The sequence below is a fragment of the Amycolatopsis sp. NPDC004378 genome, from assembly GCF_053602455.1.
This window is the reverse complement of the sequence record NZ_JBSGDR010000004.1, coordinates 138,815-157,009: the sequence shown is the minus strand read 5'-3', so window position 1 is coordinate 157,009 and position 18,195 is coordinate 138,815. Positions and strand designations below refer to the sequence as shown.

Genomic DNA, 18,195 nt, shown 5'->3' with positions numbered 1-18,195 from the left:
GTCAGACCACCTGCTCTTCGACGAGACCGATCCGCTCCAGCGTGCGGGCCGGCATGAACCGCAGCAGCGACACCGTGACCGCCGGGACGAGCAGCGTGATGCCGCCCAGCCAGGTCACCGAGAGGTGGCCGTTGGCGATGGCGCCGAACCAGGAGTGGATCGCGATGAGCGCCACCGCCGGGTACGCGCAGCGGTGCAGCCACAGCCAGCGCCGGTAGGAGGTGAAGCGCTGGAGGCCCGCGGTGACGAAGATGGCCACCATCACCTCGAAGCCGACGATGCCCGCGATGTGCCGGGCCTCCTGGCCGGAGCTGAACGGGATGAACATGTAGGAGAAGCTGTACGGGGCGATCGTCAGGTAGGTGAAGCCGAGGGCGTGCACCGCGCCGAAGATCAGCGTCGCGGTCGCGAGCACCATGTGTGTGCTGCGCAGGCCCTTCCGGCCGGTGACCGACCGGATCCACCCCGTCGCGGTGAGCACGCCCCAGGTGAGCGTCAGCATCGTCGCGGCGTAGGACGTCCGGGCGGCGAACGCGGCGAGGCCGCGGGCCGCCGGGTCGGTCTTCGGCTGGAACTGCTGGGTGAGGAAGAGCGTCGCGTCGTGCCAGGTCTCAACCATGGCTGCCCCCCGGTCTGACGGTGGCCGGCCGGCGCGTGGCGCGGCCGCGGTTGCCCTTGATCTGGCGCAGCACGTAGAACAGCCCGCCGCCGACCAGCAGGAACAGCGCGCCCACCACGGCGATCTGGGACGTGTCGAGGCCGAGCGCGGCACCGGCCGGCGCCGCGGTGGTGGAGACGACCGGCGTGGGCAGCGCGTCGAAGTCGACGACTCCGGTGCTTTCGAGCATGGTCATGTGCCGCATGACGGCCTGGTTGCCGACCGTGGCGAACGCCCGCACGTCGTCGTTGCGGGTGCCGGCGCGCAGCTGCGCGAGGATGGCGAACACCTGGCCGTGCGCCGCGCGCAGCCGGTTGGCGAAGACGCGGTCGAAGGCCGGGCCGGGGGCCGCGTTCATCTCTTCGAGCAGCCAGCCGCGCTGCTCGTCGGAGGGCTGGTCGGGGACCGGCGAGTTGAGCTTCTGCGACAGCGCGCGCGTCGCGACGTCCAGCCGGCCGTGGTCCATCATGATCGCGAAGCCGACCGCCTGGACCTTCGGGCTGCCCTTCTCCATCGCCATCATGCCCGAGGGCATCTCCCAGAGCCCGGCTTGGCGGACCTTGGTCAGCAGCACGGCGTCTTCGGGGGAGACGGCGGTGGTCTGGGCGATCGAGGCCGGGGACACCGCCGCGAGCAGCGTCAGCACCGCGACCAGCACGAACAGGATCCGGACCAGCGGGCGGGAGCGCTCGAGCGGGGACGGTGGGGTGAGCTCCAGCCCCGCGAGCTCAGAGGCCGAAAGCATTTTCCCTCCACTGGTCCTGGGTCAGGGTGATCTTCTTGCCGTCCGGCGCGATGGGGTACCAGGCCTGGTCGGCGCCCTGGCCGGAGGTGTCGGCCGGTTCGCTGTCGCCGGTGAAGTGGTACAGCGGCCAGCCCGCCAGGGTGACCTGCTGGGTGCCGTCGTCGCGGGTGATCTGGCCGAGCAGCGACCGGTCGACGTCGATCGGCGCGGGACCGCCGGCCTTGACCGGGATCCACTTCGCGGCGCAGGCGTCGGTGCAGTTCGAGCGGGACGGGTCGGTCGTGTCGCGGTCGTAGCGGTAGATCGTGTACCCGGTGCCGTCGACGAGCATGAGCCCGAGGTCGAACGTCTTCGCGGCCCTGAGCTGGCTCTTCGCCGGATCGTTCGGGTTGGCGGTGATCGGCTGCGGCATCGCGAGGGTCATCGGGGCCTGCATCCCGGGCATCTGCATACCGGCGCCGGCGTACCCGCCACCGGTGGTGGCCGCGCCGGCGGTACAGGCGGTGAGCAGGGCGAGTGCGGTGAGGCACACGGCGGCGGGGACCACCGTTCGGGGAATGCGTATCACTGCTCCTCCGTGGGCATGACTACGCGCAGTTGCCTGGGGTGAGGCGGAAATGCGCGCGAAGGATCCACAGTGGACATTCGGTCCGGAGTGGATGCGGAGCGTTGCGGGGGACAACGCCTTGTCGGGGTCTTCGGTAGGGGATACGGACACGGTCCGGAAACGGTTCAAAAAAGTTTCGGGACCGTTTGGTACTGGACGTAGGCCCTTCGGAGCACCAGGATGTCCCGCGTGGGACGGCACACTCGAGCGCTGAGACCCGTTCAAGATCAGGAAGTCGTTGTCGAGCCCAACGACGCCCATGACGATCTGGCGAAGGCGCTGTACCAGGAGTTCGGCGGGTCCCTCATGGCGTTCGCGCTGCGGCTGACCGGCCACGACCGGCAGTGGGCCGAAGACGTCGTGCAGGAGACCCTGATCAAGGCGTGGCGGAACGCGGACAAGCTCGACCGCCAGCCGGAGATGCTGCGCGCGTGGCTGTTCACGGTCGCCCGGCGCATCGTGATCGACGGCTGGCGCAGCCGGAGTGTGCGGCCCCAGGAGCTCGAAGAGATCGAATCCGACGCGATCGCGGTGTCCGACGAATCGGACCGGACGCTCGCCGCGATGATCGTTTACGAGGCGCTGCAGGGCCTTTCGCCCGAGCAGCGGGAGGCCATCCAGCAGACCTACCTGCGCGATCGCACCGTGAACGAGGTCGCGGCGACGCTCGGCGTGCCCCCGGGCACGATCAAGTCCCGCATCCACCACGCCGTCCGCGCGCTGCGCCGCGCGTTGCGTGAGCGGGGGTGAACCGAGGGTGGCCGGGTCCGCACACACCGATGTAGCCGCGTACGTGCTCGGCGTCCTCAGCGAGGCCGAGAACACCCAGTTCGAAGCCCACCTCATGAACTGCCCGCACTGCCAGCTCGACCTGATCGAGCTCTACCAGCTGCCGGACGTGCTCGACCTCGTGAAGCGCAGCTGGCCGGAGCCCCCGATGCCCGCGCCGAGCCCGCGCACCCTCGCCCCCGGGCCCCGGGTGCTGCGCGGCCTGATGGAAGAGGCCGCGGTGAAGCGGCGCCGCCGCAAGCGCCTCGGCCTGCTCGCCGGCGCCGCGGCCGCCGCCCTCGTCGTGGCCGGCCCGCTGGTGACCCTCGCGGTCCGGCCGGCCGACGCCGTCCCGCCCGCCTCCCTCGCCGCGCCGAGCAGCAAGCAGGCGCCGCCGGCGACGAGCGTCCTGGCGACGTCCGTCCCGCCGCCGTCTTCGGGCACGCCGAGCCAGCCCGGCGGCGGGCAGACCTACGGCCGCGGCAGCGGCGGGTCCGCCGTCAGCGCGGTCGTCTCGGTGTCCTCCGTGGAGTGGGGCAGCCGCGTCGACCTCGAGCTGCGCGGCATCGTCGGGCCGATGAAGTGCCAGCTGGTCGCCGTCTCGACGACTGGCGACGACCGCGTGGTGTCCGGCTGGTCGGTGCCGCCCAAGGGGTTCGGCATCCCGGGCTCGCCGGAGCCGTTGCGGCTGCAGGGATCGGTGTCCCTGGCCGTGGACCAGATCGGCCGCTTCGAAGTCCGCGGCGACGACGGCACGGTCCTCGTCGTCGTGCAGCGCTGAGCGTTCTGCCGCAGCTTCTCGTGAGTGGTTAGGGCGGTTCGCGACCGTCTTTTGCGGCGGCCTGGTTGAACCTTTTTCCGGGGCAGAACCGTGTGACCTGCATGAACCAGATCCGGTTGCGTTCCGCCAGATAACGAAAAGATAACGGGCCGGTCGCTTTTGAACCTCGCCGCGCTCGCGTCCGTATCCCCCAATGCATCCCCCGATGCGTCCCGACAAGCCGGAACCGCAGCATCCCCCGAGGGTTCCGTGCGATCTCGACCTCAACCAACGGTAGTTCTTGCCCGGGCCGCCGCGCTGTTCGGCGTGCCCGGAAAAACGAACGAGGTGAACTAGTCTATGGCCCGGAACCATTCTCGGTCCCCCGTGACGGGCAAGCATCGCGTGGCCCGTCGTACCAAGATCGCGATGGGCGCGATCGGCCTGGCGATCGCCGTCGGCGCACTCGCCGTCGCGGTCACCACGGGCCGCACGGGCGAGGCCAGCGCGGACCCCGCGGACCCGTCGTTCTTCATCGACATCACCAAGGTTCCCGCGGGCAACAACGTCAACGCGGCCTTGAAGAAGAAGGGCGCGCAGGGTTCCTTCACCGTCGACTGTGGAACGAACGCGGACGGCGCGCACCACAACCCGGACAACTTCATCGCGCAGCCCGGGATCAAGAACGGCGCCCAGCACCTGCACGACTACGTCGGCAACGTGACCACGGACGCCGATTCGAGCCTCAAGAGCCTCCTGGCCGGCGGCACCACCTGCAAGAACGGTGACCAGTCGGCCTACTTCTGGCCCGTCATCCGCATCGACCGCGCGGACAACGCGGCCGCGGCGAGCAAGAACCAGCAGGCCCAGCAGGCTCAGCAGGGCAAGACCGGCGACGTCCAGCAGGACCAGAGCGCCAAGGACGCGCAGGCCGCGCAGGACGCCGGTCAGGGCCAGGACCAGAACGCGCAGAACCAGGACCAGAACGCGCAGGACCAGAACGCGCAGGGCCAGAACGCGCAGGACCAGAACGCGCAGGATCAGAACGGCCAGCAGCAGCGGCGCCGGAACACCGGGGGCGGCGCGGGCCGCGGCGGTGACCAGAACGCGCAGCAGCAGGACCAGCAGAACCAGCAGCAGGGCCAGGACCGCCGCCGGGGCGGGCAGAACGGCGGCCAGAACAACGGCGGCCAGAACAACAACAACGGCGGCAACCAGAACCAGAGCAGCAGCGCGGCGGCCGGCGGCGAGCTCGGCGGCGCGCAGGGTGCGAACGAAGAAGTCGGCGACAACGACGGCCAGATCGTCGAGCCGGAGTCCGCGACGCTGAAGTTCATCGGCGGTGGCGCGCAGAACGTCACCGCGATGCCGCTCGGGCTGAAGATCCTCTACGGTGACGCCAAGCAGAGCACCAACGGCCCGGCCAACGCCCGGCCCAGCTGGACCTGCACCGGGTTCGAGGACCGGCTGACCGACCTGTACCCGATCTGCCCGCAGGGCAGCAAGGTCGAGCGCATCCACGCCTTCCCGAACTGCTGGGACGGCAAGAACACCGACAGTGCCAACCACCGCACGCACATCGTGTTCGCGAACCAGCAGGGCAAGTGCCCGCAGGGCTTCAAGAACGTGCCGCAGCTTCAGGTGACGCTGGTCTACGACATCCCGCAGGACGTCCAGCAAAAGGGTCAGTACAAAGTGGACGCCTTCGCCCAGGAGAAGCACAACCCGCGGTCCGACCACGACGACTTCGCGAACGTGATGAGCCGGAAGATCATGGGCCGCGTGGTCAACTGCATCAACTCCGGCAAGGCCTGCGCGGAATAACGCCTTTCGCCCCGGTCACTCCACGCCAGGAGGGAGAACGTCCGATGAACCGTGCTCGTCCGATCGCCGCCGCGGTGCCCGCCGTCGCCGGTCTCGCGCTGGTCGCGGCCTGCGGGACCAACCCGTACGCCACGCCCGGTGCGGTCCAGCCGCTGGGTGCTCGGCAGGAGGAGCTTTCGGCGAGCACGGTTCCGGCGTCCTCCGGGGCCGGCCGGGACCGGCTGGTGACGTCCACAGTGGAGGGTCTCGGCGCCGTCCTCGCCGACGCGGCCGGCCACACGCTCTACCGCTACGCCGACGACTCCGCGAACCCCTCGAAGACGTCCTGTGTGGACGCCTGCGCGGAGGCGTGGCCGCCGCTGATCTCCGGCTCGCCGGCGCTCGCCGCCGGGGTGGACCAGCGGCTCGTCGGCCTCGTCACCCGGCCCGACGGGAGCAAGCAGGTGACCGTTGCCGGCTGGCCGGTCTACCGGTACGCCAAGGACACCGGCTCCGGCGTCGCGCTCGGCCAGAACGTCGGCGCGAAGTGGGCGGCCATCACACCGGCGGGGGAGAAGGCGGGGCAGAGCGCGGACTCCGCCAAGACCATCGGCACCGCCGAGATCGGCGGCCTCGGCCCGGTGCTCACCGACCGCGCCGGCCGGACGCTCTACCTGTTCACCAAGGACGGCAAGGGTTCCGGAACGTCCACTTGCGACGGCGCCTGCGCGAAGACGTGGCCGCCGCTGCTCGTCGACGGCCGGATCACCGTCGCCCAGGACGTCGACACCGCCCTGATCGGACAGCTCACCCGCGCGGACGGCCGCAAGCAGGTCACCGTCGGCGGCTGGCCGGTCTACACCTACGCCGAGGACGGCGCGCCCGGCGAGGCGAACGGCCACGGCGTCGGGAACACCTGGTACGCCGTGGAACCCAACGGCTGCAAGGTCGACCCGTCACGCCGGCCCGGCAACGCCGTCGCGACGGCTTCGGCACCCGGCGGGTACTGACCCGCCCCACGAACCCCGGCCCGGCGGACACTTCCCTCCACCTCACCCCCCGAGTCCGCCGGGCCGGTTGCACCACCCGAAGAACCGCGGGACCCCCGTCCCGCGCCCCGAGCCCCGGCCCGGTGGACGTTTCCCTCCACCTCACCCCCAGTCCCCGGGCCGGGAGTCCTCACCCCACACCGATCCGGCGAAGCCGGGTCAGCGAAGGAGGAGACAGGCGGGAACCCCTTCCCGCCCGCGAGTTCCGGCCGGTGGACGTTCTTCCCTCCACCTCACCCCCTGAAGTCCACCGCGCCGGAACTCCTCCCTCCAATCACACGTGATGCCCCTCCAGACACGCGAGATGCCTCTCCGATCACGCGTGATGCCCCTCAGATCACGCGAGAAGCCCGCCCGGGCGAGCAAGGTCCGACCCCCAAGAGTCGAGAGCCGGCCTCTGACCATGCGAGCCCGCCGCCGAACACACGGATCCGCTTCGGACAACGCGGAGCCACCCGTGGTCACGCGAGTCCCACCGCCGATCACGTGGATCCGCTCGAGATCGCCGGATCACACAGCGCCACCGCGGTCACGCGAGATCCGCCCCGAACCTTCCCGGCCCGGCGGCCGCCCCTCGGTCACCGGGCCGGGCTGCTCCTCCCCGAAGACCCCGGTCCGGTGGATGCTTCCCTCCACCTCACCCCCCTCATCCCCCGGACCGGCCACGCCGCGGTCCCCGTGCTCCGGCACGGGGACCGCGGCCCAGAAGTCCAGCGGCACGCGGCCCGTGCCGCGCCCGGCGGCGTCGAGCAGGCGGCCCATCAGCTTGACGCTCCGCAGCGTCACCGCGCGGCCGGTGATCTCCAGCCACGGCAGCTTCGCCGCCAGCAGCGCCTCCACCGCCACCGTGTCGTGCTGCGAAGGCAGCCACAGCACCAGCATCAGGTTCGCCGCCCCGGTCAGCGCCGCGCACATGCGGACCTCCGGCAGCATCGCCAGCGACCGCGCGGTCGTCTCCAGCTTGTCGGGCGGCACGCGCAGCCAGAGCGTCACGGTCACCGGCGCGGGCGACACCGACCGCGCGATCTCGCACCGGACGCGGATCGCGCCGCGGGCCAGCAGCGCGTCCAGCCGGCGCCGGACGGTCGTCGCGCCGACGCCGAGCTCGAGCGCCAACGCCGCCGCCGACGCCCGCGCGTCCGCCCCGAGGGCCAGGATCAGCGCCCGGTCCGCGTCGTCGAACCGCAGCGGCGCACGGTTCTTCGCCGGCTTCACCGAAAGCGCCTCGCGCTGGCCCGGCGAGATCGCCCGGACCCGCCACCGGCTGCCCTCGGTGAACATCCGGGGCGAAAGGACCGTTCGCGCGCGCGTCACGCCGGGCACGGCAGCGACCCGGTCCAGGACGTGCGCGCCCAGCTCGCGCAGGGTCGGCGCGACGACGTGGGCGAGCAGGTCGCACGGCCCGGCCACGTACTCGACCGTGACCACGTGCGGGTCCGCGGCCAGCTCCTCCGCGACGCCCAAAGCCGAGCCCGGCTCGCAGTCGATCTCGACGAACGCCAGGGCCAGCTGCCCGGTCAGCTCGCCGCCGACGTACGCGGTCAGCCAGGCGTCCCCGCGCGCAACGAGCGTGTCCCACCGCCGGGCGGCGGTCACCGCGCTCAACCCGAGCGCGCGGCCGAGCGTCGACCACGACGCCCGCGGCGCCGCTTGCAGCGCGTCGACCAGTTTGAGGTCCTGCTCGGCCAACATGGTGGATTCTTCGCCCATCGGCCCTCGCAACGGTGGTTTCCGAACCTTTTCCCGGCCATTGTGCTCGACACTTGCATGATCTGCGGATGACCCTGCGATCCGACGCCGCCGCCCTGCTCGACGACCTGGTCGCCCTCCGCCGCGACCTGCACCGCATCCCGGAGATCGGCCTCCACCTGCCGCGCACCCAGGAGCGGGTCCTCGCGGCACTGGACGGCCTCGACCTCGAAGTCAGCCTCGGCAAGAACCTCTCGTCGATCACCGCCGTCCTGCGCGGCGGCAAGCCGGGCGGCACCGTGCTGCTGCGCGGCGACATGGACGCGCTCCCGGTGACCGAGGCGACCGGCGAGGAGTTCAGCTCGACGATCGACGGTGCCATGCACGCCTGCGGCCACGACCTGCACACCGCGGGGCTGGTCGGCGCGGCCCGGCTGCTCACCGCGCGCAAGGACGAGCTGCCCGGCGACGTCGTCTTCATGTTCCAGCCCGGCGAAGAAGGCTGCGACGGCGCGGGCCGCATGATCGAGGAGGGCGTGCTGACGGCGTCCGGCAAGCACGTCGACGCCGCCTACGGCCTGCACGTTTCCGCCGCGAGCTACGCGAAGGGCCAGTTCGTCGCGCGACCCGGGACGCTGATGGCGGCGTCGGGCGCGCTGGCCGTGCGGGTGCTGGGGGCGGGCGGCCACGGCTCGTCGCCGCACGACGCGCGCGACCCGATCCCGGCCGCCTGCGAGATGGTCACCGCGCTGCAGACGATGGTGACGCGCACCTTCGACGTCTTCGACCCGGTCGTCGTCACCGTCGGCATGTTCCACGCCGGCACGCGGCGCAACATCATCCCGGACGACGCGGCGTTCGAGGCGACGCTCCGCTCGTTCTCGCCGGAGGTCGCGGCCCGCGTCGGCGAGCGCGCGGTGCAGGTGTGCCAGGGCATCGCGGCCGCGCACGGCCTCGACGTCGAGGTCACCTACGAACCCGAGTACCCGGCGACGGTCAACGACGCCGGCGCGTACGAGTTCGTCGCCGACACCATCCGTGAGGTCTTCGGCGAGGAGCGGTTCACCGAGATGGCCGATCCGATCACCGGCTCGGAGGACTTTTCCCGGGTCCTGGACCGGGTTCCCGGCGCGTACCTCTTCCTCGGCGCGTGCCCGGCGGACCCGGACACCGCGGCCGACAACCACTCGCCGCGCGCCCGCTTCGACGACGGCGTGCTCGCCGACGGCGCGGCGCTGCTGGCCGAGCTCGCCGTCCGCCGCCTCGGGATCCTGGCGGGGTGACGCCGTGCGCAGCTACCACTGGCCGCCGCTGCTCCCCGTGCTCGCGCTGGTCCTGATGCCGTTCCTGCCGTTCGTCAACACGACCGGGCTGTGGCTCGGGCTGCCGCGGATGGTCGTCTGGGGTGCCTTCTGGTGCCTCATGTTCACCCCGGCGCTGCTGCTGTCCGAACGGCTCATGCGCGGGCAGGAGGACGACTCGTGATCCTCACCTTCACCCTCGCCGGCATCGTGCTGATCGGCGTGCTCGGCGTCGTCGGGCGCCGCAAGCCGGCCGCGGACCTGGCCGAGTGGACCGTCGGCGGCCGCCGCTTCGGCGCGCTGACCATGTGGTTCCTGCAGGCGGGGGAGGTGTTCACCACCTTCACCTTCCTCGGCATGGCGGGCCTCGCGTTCTCCGGCGGCGTCGCGGCGATGTACGCGCTGCCGTACGTGCCGATCGCCTACGTCGTGCTGTTCTTCCTCGCCAAGCGCCTCTGGACGATGGGCAAGGAGCGCGGCTACCTCACCCAGGGCGACTTCCTCGAGGACCGCTACTCCAGCCGGGCGCTCGGGACGTTGTCCGCGGTGCTCGGCGTCGTGTTCGTGCTGCCGTACCTGCAGCTGCAGATCACCGGGCTCGGGCTGATCGTCCGGCTCGTCACCGGCGACTCGGCGTCCGGGACGCTGAGCATGATCACCGGCAGCGTGCTCGTGGTCGCGTTCGTGCTGTGGGCCGGGCTGCGCGGCGTCGCGGCGACGTCCTACTTCAAGGACGGGATCATGCTGGTCGCGCTGGTGGTGCTGATCATCGCCGTGCCGACGCACTTCGCCGGCGGCATCGGGGGTGTGTTCCACAAGATCGAGCAGCTGCACCCGGAGAAGCTGATCGTCCACAGTGGAGCGAACGACCACGTCTGGTTCGTGACGAGCATGCTGGTCAGCGCGATCGGCGTCGGCCTGATGACGCTGCCGCACTCGTGGCCGGCGCTGATGTCCGCGCGCGACCCGAAGGTGCTGCGGCGCAACTACACCTGGATGCCGGTGTACGAGCTGTGCCTGCTGCTGCCGATGCTGATCGGCTTCGCGGCGATCATCGTGGTCCCCAAGGGAAGTGACCCGAACGGCGTATTGCTGACGCTGTCGAAGGACGCTTTGCCGCAGTGGGTGACGGGCGTCGTCGTGGTCGCCGCGACGGCCACCGCGATGGTCCCGGCGGCCGGGATCCTGATCGGCATCTCGTCACTGGTGGCGCGCAACATAGTCCGCGTCCGCAGTGGCCGCAAGCAGTTCTGGATCAACCACGGCACGGTTGTGCTCGCGAGTACCCTTGCCCTCGTGCTCGGCATCTTCCGGCCGGACCTGCTGGCCAACCTGCTGCTGCTCACCTATTCGGGCTCGGTCCAGTTGGCCCCGGCGAACCTGCTGGGCTTCCTGCGGCGCGTCCCGGTGGGCAAGGGCCCGGTGTTCGCCGGGCTGATCGCCGGCGAGCTCGTGGTCATCTGGCTGACCTTTGTGGACACCCACCTCGTCGGCACGGTCAACGTGGGACTGGTCGGGCTCGGCGTCAACGTCGTCGTGCTCGCGCTGGCCGCTTTGCTGCACCGGCGCACTTCTCTCGTGGAGGCGGCGTGACGCGCACGGTTTTCACCGGCGGCTCGGTGTTCGACGGCACCGGCTCGGAGCCGGCGGCGGCCGACGTCGTCGTCGAGCACGGCCGGATCGTCGACGTCGGCACCGGTCTGGACGGCGACGAGGGCGTCGACTGCGGCGGCACGGTGCTGCTGCCCGGGTTGTTCGACTGCCACGTGCACGTCACGGTCTCCGACATCGGGTTGCTGGCGCGCGTGCAGAAGCCGTTCTCCTACCAGTTCTACGAAGCCGCGCGGAACCTGTGGGCGACGCTCGGGCTGGGCATCACGACGGTGCGCGACGCGTCGGGCGCGGACCTCGGCATCAAGCAGGCGGTGGACGACGGGCTGATCCCGGGGCCGCGGTTGCAGATCTCGATCGGGCTGATCAGCCAGACCGGCGGCCACGGCGACGCGTGGAACCCGTCCGGCCTGTGCGTGCCGCTGCTGGTGCCGCACCCGGGCCGGCCGGACGCGACGGTCGACGGGCCGGACGAGATGCGCCGGGTGGCGAGGACGCTGCTGCGCGCGGGCGCGGACGTCCTGAAGGTGTGCACGACCGGGGGAGTGCTGTCGCCGCGCGACGACCCGCGGCACTCGCAGTTCACGCCGGAGGAGCTGGAGGTCCTGGTCACCGAGGCGGCGATGCAGGGGCGTCCGGTGATGGCGCACGCGCAGGGCTCGGCGGGCGTCAAGAACGCGGTCCGGGCGGGTGTCCGTTCGATCGAGCACGGCATCTACCTCGACGACGAGGCGATCGAGCTGATGCTGGGCCACGGGACGTGGCTGGTCCCGACGCTGATCGCCCCGGTGAACGTGGTGCGGGCGGCCGATGCCGGGGTGGATCTGCCGTCCGCGGTCGTCGCGAAGGCGCGGGAAGTGGTGGAGGTGCACCGGGACTCGGTGCGCCGCGCGTACGCGGCCGGGGTCCGGATCGCGATGGGCACGGACAGCGGCGTCGGCCCGCACGGGACCAACCTGGAGGAGCTGGCCCTGATGGCGGCGTGCGGCATGACCCAGGCGGACGTCCTGGAGGCGACGACGTCCTCGGCGGCGCGGCTGATGGGCCTGGACGGCGAGCTGGGCCGCATCGAGCCCGGGTTGCGGGCGGACCTCGTCGTGGTGGACGGGGACCCGTACGACTTCCCGGCCTTGGCGTCGAACATCCGGGAGGTGTGGAAGGACGGGGTCCGGGTGGTCTGACACCGTGCCGCGCGCGCGTGATCAGGAGGTCGACACGCGTGATCGGGGGGTCGACACGGTCAGAGGTCGGGGTTCAGCAGGTCTTTCAGGGCGGCCGCGAACTTGGCCGGGTTTCGTTGCGGGGCCAGGTGTGCGCCCGGCATCTCGGTGAACGGCAAGCCCAGCTCCAGGGCCAGGATCTTCGCCGGCTGGTAGTGGTAGCGGCCGCGGCTGCCCTCGCCCGCCACCGGGAAGATCTCCGTGCTCGCCCTGCGCAGCGCGCGCAGGTCCGGGAGGTAGTCGAAGAACTCCGTCAGCTCGCGGTCGAACAGGCGGATCCAGTCGGCTTCGTGCGGCAGCCGGAGGTTCGGCAGGTCGGGCAGGGCCGCGCCCGCGATCGCGTCGGCGAAGCGCGTCACCGCCGTCATCAGCTCGCCCGACCGGGCCAGCCGCACCTGCTCGGCGGCGGCTTCGAGCCAGCCGCCCGCGTCCGGCATCAGGTGCACCGCCGGGGGTTCGTGCGCGACGAGCGTGCGCACCCGGTCCGGGTACCGGGCGACGAGGTCGAGGCCGATCAGCGCGCCCGCGCTCGAGCCGAACACCAGGGCCGGGCCGTCGGTGGCGTGCTCGAGGACCGCCCGCGCGTCGTCCGCCTGGCGGGCGACCGTCACCGGGCCCGTGGTCGTGTCCGTGCTGCCGAAGTGGCCGCGGCGGTCGTACGTGACGACCGTGTAGCCGTCGTACAACTGCTTCGCCAGGGCGCGGTAGGAGTCACCCGACCCGGTGCCGCCCGCGATGAGCAGCAGCGCCGGCCCTTCGCCGCCGCGGCGGACGAGGAGCTCACCGTCCTCCACCGGGCAACGGCTTTCCGAGATCATGCCCCGAAGTCAAGCACAGCGGCCCGGAGCGGACGTGCGCGGGCGTCGCGGAACGCTGTCCGCACAAGGCTTTCAGACGCGCTCGATGATCGACGCCGTGGCGAGGGCGCCGCCCGCGCACATCGTCACCAGGGCCGTCGCGGCGTCGCGGCGTTCCAGCTCGTGCAACGCCGTCGTCAGCAGCCGGGCTCCGGTGCTGCCCACCGGGTGGCCCAGCGCGATCGCGCCGCCGTTGACGTTCACCCGCGATTCGTCCGGCGAAAGCGTCCGCTGCCAGGACAAAGCGACCGAAGCGAAGGCCTCGTTCACCTCGAACAGGTCCGGGTCGCCGATCGTCATGCCGGCCCGGGTGAGGACGCGCTCGGTCGCGCGGATCGGGCCGTCGAGGTGGTAGTACGGCTCCGCGCCGACCAGCGCCTGTGCCACGATCCGGGCCCGGGGACGCAGGCCGAGCGCCGCGGCCCGCTCGGCGTCCATCAGCAGCAGGGCCGCCGCGCCGTCGGAGATCTGGGACGACGTTCCCGCCGTGTGGATGCCGTCCTCGACCACCGGCTTCAGCCGTGCCAGGCCTTCGACCGTCGTCTCGCGGAGGCCCTGGTCGCGGCCGACCAGGCGGGTCTCGCCGGTCGGCGAGCCGTCTTCGGCGAGGACCGGGGCCTTCACCGGCACCACTTCGCGGTCGAAATGTCCCGCTTCCCACGCGGCCGCGGCCTTCTGCTGGGACCGGGCGCCGAACGCGTCGACGTCCGCGCGCGTCAGGCCCCGCCGGGCGGCGATCCGCTCGGCCGCGCCGTACTGGTTGGGCAGGTCGATCGACCACGACGACGGCCGCGGCGAGCCGGCGCCGCGGTTCGTCCCCAGCGGCACCCGGGTCATCGCCTCGACCCCGCACGCGACGCCGACCTCGATCGCGTCCGCCGCGATCAGGCCGGCGATCAGGTGGGTCGCCTGCTGCGCCGAGCCGCACTGGGCGTCGATCGTCGTCGCCCCGGCCGTCTCCGGGAGGCCCGCGTGCAGCCACGCCGTGCGCGTGACGTTGTTGGACTGCTCGCCCGCCTGCGTGACGCAGCCGCCGATCAGCTGCTCGACCAGCTCGGGGTCGACGCCGGCGCGGTCGAGCAGGGCGACCTGCGCGGCACCCAGCAGTTCGGCCGCGTGCAGGCCGGCGAGCAGCCCGCCCCGCTTGCCGATCGGGGTCCGCACGGCTTCGACGATGACCGGCACGCCCATGTCGTCCCTTTCGTCGGGAAGTACTGTCCAGTGACCCAAAAACTAGAACAAGTTATCGTTTGAAGCAAGCGGCCGCAGGATCGGCGCGATCTTGATCTTCTGCGAGTGAGCGCTCGCTCACCTGGCCTCATCGGTCAAGTTAACGGGTTTCACTAAACGGTCTTCCGCAAGTTAACACCGTATGCTCTAATCGGGTTAGAACGTGTTTCAAAGGCGAACCGTGGGAGGCAACGTGGCCGCTCCGCTCATCCCCGCCGGGTTCGACTTCACGGACCCGGACCTCTACGCCCAACGCCTGCCGGTCGACGAGTTCGCCGAGCTCCGGCGGACGGCCCCCGTGTGGTGGAACCCCCAGAAGCACAACACCGCGGGGTTCCGCGACGACGGCTACTGGGTCGTCTCGCGCCACGCGGACGTCAAGGAGGTGTCGCGCGACAGCACGCTGTACTCGTCCAGCGAGAAGACCGCCATCATCCGCTTCGACGAGAGCATGACCGAGGACAACCTCAACGCGAACCGGCTCGTCCTGCTCAACATGGACGCCCCGCAGCACACGAAGCTGCGGCGGATCGTGTCGAAGGGCTTCACCCCGCGGTCGATCGCGCGGCTCGAGGACACCCTGCGCGACCGCGCGGAGCGGATCGTCCACGAGGCCCGCAAGAAGGGTTCCGGCGACTTCGTCACCGACGTCGCCTGCGAGCTGCCGCTGCAGGCGATCGCCGAGCTGATCGGCATCCCGCAGGAGGACCGGCTCAAGATCTTCGACTGGTCCAACCAGATGGTCGCCTACGACGACCCGGAGTACGAAGTCGAGCCCCTCGAGGCGTCGACGCAGCTCATCGGCTACGCCTGGAACATGGCCGAAGACCGGCGCAAGTGCCCGATGGACGACATCGTCACGAAGCTGATCCAGGCCGACGTCGACGGCGAAGCGCTCGGCTCCGACGAGTTCGGCTTCTTCGTCATCCTCCTCGCCGTCGCCGGCAACGAGACCACGCGCAACGCCATCACCCACGGCATGAAGGCGTTCCTCGACCACCCGGGCGAGTGGGAGCTCTACAAGGACCAGCGGCCCAAGACCGCGCCCGACGAGATCGTCCGCTGGGCCACCCCGGTCGTCGCCTTCCAGCGCACCGCCACCCGCGACACCGAACTGGGCGGCGCGCACATCCGCAAGGGCGACCGGGTCGGGATGTTCTACAGCTCCGCCAACTTCGACCACGAGGTGTTCGAGGACCCGGAGAAGTTCGACATCCTCCGCGAGGACAACCCGCACGTGGGCTTCGGCGGCACCGGTTCGCACTACTGCATCGGCGCGAACCTGGCCCGCCTGGAGATCGACCTGATCTTCAACGCGATCGCCGACGTGATGCCCGGCATCACCGAAGCCGCGTCGCCGGTGCGGCTGCGGTCCAGCTGGCTCAACGGCATCAAGCACTACCCGGTGCGGTACGCCTGAGGAAGTCCAGGACGCGCCGCTCCGTGAGCCCGGCGGCCGCCTCGTCGAAGTCGGGGCCGGCCGGGTCGGTGAAGAAGTGGCCGGTGCCCGGGTAGGTGAAGACCCGGGCATCGGCGCCCAGCCGGGCCGCGGCTTCGCGCCACGCCGCGACCTGCGCCGGAGGCGCGATCGGGTCGGGGTCCGCGACGTGCACCTCGACCGGCAGGCCCGCGCGGGCCGTGGCGGGCAGCGCGCCCACGGCGTGCAGCAGCAGGACGCCCGCGGTGCTCGGACGCCCGGGCAGCACCTCCTGGACCACGCCCGTCCCCATCGACACGCCGGCGAGCACCGTCTCCGCGGGCAGTGCGCGCACGGCTTCTTCGGCGCGCCGCACGATCGTGGCCCAGCCGACGCGGTCCTTCAGCGCGAAGCCTTCTTCCAGCGTCGACGCCGTCCGGCCGGCGTAGAGGTCCGGGGTGGTGACGCGGTGCCCGGCGGCCCGCAGCCGGCCGGCGAGACCGTGTTCGACGGGCCGCAGCCCGAGCACGGAGTGGAACACCACGACATCGGTCATCCGGCGATTCTGCCCGAGGGTGACATCATGAGGCGATGGCCCCGCGAGCGACCGTCGACGTCGAGTTCTCCGTGCACGTCACCGAACCCGGGCGTGCCGCGATTTCCGTCGCCGCGGCCCACGCCGACACCGAAGAGCTGACGGTTTCCTGGCACGGCGAGAGCGAGCCCGTCGAGTTCGAGCACGGGACGCGCGCCGAGGTCTTCCGGCTGCCGAAGGGCGAACACCGCGTCACCTACCACGCCGAACGCGCGCTGACCGACGCCGAACCCGAGCCCGTCACGCTCGCCGAGGCCGCCGTGTTCACCCGGCCGAGCCGGTACTGCCCGGCCGACCGGATCGCCGGCCTGGTGCCACCGCAGCTGTTCAAGCTGAAGGACACCAGGGCGCGGGTGGAGGCGATCGTCCGGCACGTCCACGAGCGACTGTCCTATGTGGTCGGTGCGAGCCGGCCGGCCGACGACGCGATCGACACCTTGCTGGCCGGGGAGGGCGTCTGCCGCGACTTCGCGCACGTCTGCATCACGTTGTGCCGGTTCCTCGACATCCCCGCGCGCTACGTCGGCGTCTACGCGCCCGGACTGTCCCCGATGGACTTCCACGCCGTCTTCGAGGCCGGCGTCGACGGCCACTGGTACGTCTTCGACGCGACGCGCCTGGCGCCGCGCCAGACGATGCTCCGCATCTCCACCGGCCGCGACGCCGCGGACACCGCGTTCCTCTCCACCCTGGGCTGCGAGCTCGACTTCCTGGGCAGCACGGTGTTCGCGACGACGGACGCCGCCCTTCCGGCGGACGACGGCACCGGGCTCGTCGTCCTCGGCTGAGGGCCGACCGCGTGTTGCCTGCGCGAAGTGGCCTCCGGCTGGGTAAACAGAGTCCGTGAAGAGTTCCCCCAAGGCCCCGGGCCCCTGGGCCCGGGCGCGCGCCCGGTACCGGTGGCTGGACCACATCGCCCGCGCCGCCGACCGCTACATCGAGGCCGGCGGCTACCACTACATCGCCTCCATCACCTACTTCAGCCTGCTCTCGCTGGTGCCGCTGCTGATGGTCGCGTCGTCGGTCGCGGGGTTCGTGCTGGCCAGCCAGCCGCACCTGCTCGACACGCTCGTGCACGCGATCGTGTCCACGCTGCCCGGCGGGCTCGGCGGCAAGGCCACCGACCTGCTCACCGGGTTCGTCAAGCAGCGCACGAGTGTCGGGGCGTTCGGGCTGGTCATCGGCCTCTACTCGGGCTGGAACTGGATGAACGCGCTGCGGGACTCGCTGACGGCGATGTGGGGCCAGAACCGCTCCGACCAGCCCCTGCTGCGGCTCATCGCCGTCGACCTGCTCGCCTTGGTCGGGCTCACGGCGGCGCTGCTGGTGTCCTTCACGCTCACCATCTCCGGCACCGCGCTCGGCAGCTACCTGCTGCGGCTCGCGGGCCTCGACGACACGAGCTGGGGGCACCAGCTCGTCTCGGCGTCGTCGGTGCCGCTGTCGCTGGCCGCCGACTGGCTGGTGTTCCTGTGGGTGCTGACGCGGCTGCCGCGGCAGAAGGTGGGCGTGCGCAGCGCGGTGCGCGGCGCGATCGCCCTGGCCGTCGGGTTCGAGGTGCTCAAGCTCGCCGGTGGCTTCTACCTGCGGCTGATCGGCGACTCGCCGACCGGCATCGCGTTCGGCTCGGTCATCGGCCTGATCTTCTTCATCTCGCTGGTGGCGCGGCTGCTCGTCTACGTCACGGCGTGGACGGCGACGGGCTCGGACGCGCCGCCGAGGCCGGTCCAGCCGCCGGCGCCGGTCGTGCTCAAGCCCGTGGTCGTCGTGGACCCGCCGGTCGCGGTGCCGGCCACGGTCGGCGTCCTGACCGGCGTGCTGGGGACGCTGCTCGCGCTCAAGTGGCGACGTTCGCGAGACTGACTGTGCTGTCCGTTCCCCCTCC

The 18,195-nt window shown here is 71.4% G+C and carries 18 protein-coding genes; 11 read left to right on the top strand and 7 right to left on the bottom strand.

The genetic code is table 11. From position 1 onward, the window contains the following. Position 1: 1 nt before the first annotated feature. From ACWEN0_RS15670 to ACWEN0_RS15660, 3 genes are read right to left on the bottom strand one after another with little or no spacing between them, the layout of a single operon-like run. Positions 2 to 619 (bottom strand): ferric reductase-like transmembrane domain-containing protein, encoded by a 618-nt coding sequence (locus ACWEN0_RS15670; RefSeq protein WP_451973573.1) that lies wholly within the window; start codon positions 617 to 619, stop codon positions 2 to 4. After that, on the bottom strand, positions 612 to 1,403 hold the full coding sequence (locus tag ACWEN0_RS15665) for a DUF4142 domain-containing protein (protein ID WP_451973571.1): 792 nt from the start codon (positions 1,401 to 1,403) through the stop codon (positions 612 to 614). Before ACWEN0_RS15665 ends, ACWEN0_RS15670 begins: the two co-directional genes overlap by 8 nt. Next, positions 1,387 to 1,950, bottom strand: coding sequence for a hypothetical protein (locus tag ACWEN0_RS15660; protein ID WP_451973569.1), 564 nt, complete (start codon positions 1,948 to 1,950; stop codon positions 1,387 to 1,389). The genes ACWEN0_RS15665 and ACWEN0_RS15660 overlap by 17 nt, the downstream gene beginning before the upstream one ends. 249 nt (positions 1,951 to 2,199) lie before the next feature. Here ACWEN0_RS15660 and ACWEN0_RS15655 point away from each other — a divergent pair, with 249 nt between their 5' ends. The 4 genes from ACWEN0_RS15655 to ACWEN0_RS15640 all read left to right on the top strand — a co-directional run bounded on the left by ACWEN0_RS15655 (position 2,200) and on the right by ACWEN0_RS15640 (position 6,351). Beyond that, positions 2,200 to 2,760 (top strand): sigma-70 family RNA polymerase sigma factor, encoded by a 561-nt coding sequence (locus ACWEN0_RS15655; protein WP_451973567.1) that lies wholly within the window; start codon positions 2,200 to 2,202, stop codon positions 2,758 to 2,760. Positions 2,761 to 2,767: 7 nt separating this feature from the next. After that, positions 2,768 to 3,559: a zf-HC2 domain-containing protein gene (locus tag ACWEN0_RS15650; protein ID WP_451973565.1), complete on the top strand. Its 792-nt coding sequence runs from the start codon at positions 2,768 to 2,770 to the stop codon at positions 3,557 to 3,559. Positions 3,560 to 3,898: 339 nt separating this feature from the next. Then, the gene (locus ACWEN0_RS15645; protein WP_451973563.1) at positions 3,899 to 5,362 is read left to right on the top strand and encodes a DUF1996 domain-containing protein; all 1,464 of its coding nucleotides are present in this window, start codon (positions 3,899 to 3,901) and stop codon (positions 5,360 to 5,362) included. Between the two features lie 44 nt (positions 5,363 to 5,406). Next, a complete protein-coding gene (locus tag ACWEN0_RS15640; RefSeq protein WP_451973561.1) occupies positions 5,407 to 6,351 on the top strand; it encodes an SCO0930 family lipoprotein in 945 nt (314 codons plus the stop codon). Positions 6,352 to 6,900: 549 nt separating this feature from the next. On the opposite strand, the gene ACWEN0_RS15635 is transcribed toward ACWEN0_RS15640, so the two are convergent. Beyond that, entirely contained in the window at positions 6,901 to 8,082 is a 1,182-nt protein-coding gene (locus tag ACWEN0_RS15635; RefSeq protein ID WP_451973559.1) for an Lrp/AsnC family transcriptional regulator, read from the bottom strand. A gap of 86 nt (positions 8,083 to 8,168) precedes the next feature. On the opposite strand from ACWEN0_RS15635, the gene ACWEN0_RS15630 reads away from it, so the two are divergent. The 4 genes from ACWEN0_RS15630 to ACWEN0_RS15615 are packed head-to-tail and all read left to right on the top strand — an operon-like array spanning position 8,169 to position 12,172. After that, positions 8,169 to 9,362 carry a M20 metallopeptidase family protein gene (locus ACWEN0_RS15630; RefSeq protein ID WP_451973557.1) on the top strand — a complete coding sequence of 398 codons (1,194 nt, stop codon included), beginning with the start codon at positions 8,169 to 8,171 and terminating at the stop codon, positions 9,360 to 9,362. A gap of 4 nt (positions 9,363 to 9,366) precedes the next feature. Continuing rightward, a complete protein-coding gene (locus ACWEN0_RS15625; RefSeq protein WP_451973555.1) occupies positions 9,367 to 9,564 on the top strand; it encodes a hypothetical protein in 198 nt (65 codons plus the stop codon). Further along, entirely contained in the window at positions 9,561 to 10,973 is a 1,413-nt protein-coding gene (locus tag ACWEN0_RS15620; RefSeq protein WP_451973553.1) for a sodium:solute symporter family protein, read from the top strand. Before ACWEN0_RS15625 ends, ACWEN0_RS15620 begins: the two co-directional genes overlap by 4 nt. Further along, entirely contained in the window at positions 10,970 to 12,172 is a 1,203-nt protein-coding gene (locus ACWEN0_RS15615) for an amidohydrolase family protein (protein ID WP_451973551.1), read from the top strand. The genes ACWEN0_RS15620 and ACWEN0_RS15615 overlap by 4 nt, the downstream gene beginning before the upstream one ends. A gap of 59 nt (positions 12,173 to 12,231) precedes the next feature. Here the strand turns inward: ACWEN0_RS15615 and ACWEN0_RS15610 are convergent, their stop codons facing one another. Together ACWEN0_RS15610 and ACWEN0_RS15605 are read right to left on the bottom strand one after the other, a co-directional pair. Further along, complete coding sequence (locus ACWEN0_RS15610) at positions 12,232 to 13,029, bottom strand: alpha/beta fold hydrolase (protein ID WP_451973549.1); 798 nt, start codon at positions 13,027 to 13,029, stop codon at positions 12,232 to 12,234. A gap of 72 nt (positions 13,030 to 13,101) precedes the next feature. Continuing rightward, a complete protein-coding gene (locus tag ACWEN0_RS15605; protein WP_451973547.1) occupies positions 13,102 to 14,259 on the bottom strand; it encodes a steroid 3-ketoacyl-CoA thiolase in 1,158 nt (385 codons plus the stop codon). Positions 14,260 to 14,491: 232 nt separating this feature from the next. Between ACWEN0_RS15605 and ACWEN0_RS15600 the strand changes: the two genes are divergently transcribed. Further along, entirely contained in the window at positions 14,492 to 15,718 is a 1,227-nt protein-coding gene (locus ACWEN0_RS15600) for a cytochrome P450 (protein WP_451973545.1), read from the top strand. Here ACWEN0_RS15600 and ACWEN0_RS15595 read toward each other — a convergent pair. Next, positions 15,690 to 16,271, bottom strand: a complete 582-nt coding sequence (locus ACWEN0_RS15595; RefSeq protein WP_451973543.1) for a dienelactone hydrolase family protein — start codon at positions 16,269 to 16,271, stop codon at positions 15,690 to 15,692. The two genes, ACWEN0_RS15600 and ACWEN0_RS15595, sit on opposite strands and share 29 nt — an antisense overlap. Before the next feature lie 35 nt (positions 16,272 to 16,306). Between ACWEN0_RS15595 and ACWEN0_RS15590 the strand changes: the two genes are divergently transcribed. Together ACWEN0_RS15590 and ACWEN0_RS15585 are read left to right on the top strand one after the other, a co-directional pair. Then, positions 16,307 to 17,098: a transglutaminase-like domain-containing protein gene (locus tag ACWEN0_RS15590; RefSeq protein ID WP_451973541.1), complete on the top strand. Its 792-nt coding sequence runs from the start codon at positions 16,307 to 16,309 to the stop codon at positions 17,096 to 17,098. Between the two features lie 55 nt (positions 17,099 to 17,153). Next, positions 17,154 to 18,173, top strand: coding sequence for a YhjD/YihY/BrkB family envelope integrity protein (locus tag ACWEN0_RS15585; RefSeq protein ID WP_451973539.1), 1,020 nt, complete (start codon positions 17,154 to 17,156; stop codon positions 18,171 to 18,173). Positions 18,174 to 18,195 lie beyond the last annotated feature (22 nt).

What these genes read in the sequence shown, in the direction of transcription:
- ACWEN0_RS15595 (WP_451973543.1), bottom strand. Translation starts at nt 16,271, where the DNA reads ATGACCGATGTCGTGGTGTTCCACTCCGTGCTCGGGCTGCGGCCCGTC.
- ACWEN0_RS15670 (WP_451973573.1), bottom strand. Translation starts at nt 619, where the DNA reads ATGGTTGAGACCTGGCACGACGCGACGCTCTTCCTCACCCAGCAGTTC.
- ACWEN0_RS15640 (WP_451973561.1), top strand. Translation starts at nt 5,407, where the DNA reads ATGAACCGTGCTCGTCCGATCGCCGCCGCGGTGCCCGCCGTCGCCGGT.
- ACWEN0_RS15590 (WP_451973541.1), top strand. Translation starts at nt 16,307, where the DNA reads ATGGCCCCGCGAGCGACCGTCGACGTCGAGTTCTCCGTGCACGTCACC.
- ACWEN0_RS15605 (WP_451973547.1), bottom strand. Translation starts at nt 14,259, where the DNA reads ATGGGCGTGCCGGTCATCGTCGAAGCCGTGCGGACCCCGATCGGCAAG.
- ACWEN0_RS15645 (WP_451973563.1), top strand. Translation starts at nt 3,899, where the DNA reads ATGGCCCGGAACCATTCTCGGTCCCCCGTGACGGGCAAGCATCGCGTG.
- ACWEN0_RS15630 (WP_451973557.1), top strand. Translation starts at nt 8,169, where the DNA reads ATGACCCTGCGATCCGACGCCGCCGCCCTGCTCGACGACCTGGTCGCC.
- ACWEN0_RS15665 (WP_451973571.1), bottom strand. Translation starts at nt 1,403, where the DNA reads ATGCTTTCGGCCTCTGAGCTCGCGGGGCTGGAGCTCACCCCACCGTCC.
- ACWEN0_RS15610 (WP_451973549.1), bottom strand. Translation starts at nt 13,029, where the DNA reads ATGATCTCGGAAAGCCGTTGCCCGGTGGAGGACGGTGAGCTCCTCGTC.
- ACWEN0_RS15635 (WP_451973559.1), bottom strand. Translation starts at nt 8,082, where the DNA reads ATGTTGGCCGAGCAGGACCTCAAACTGGTCGACGCGCTGCAAGCGGCG.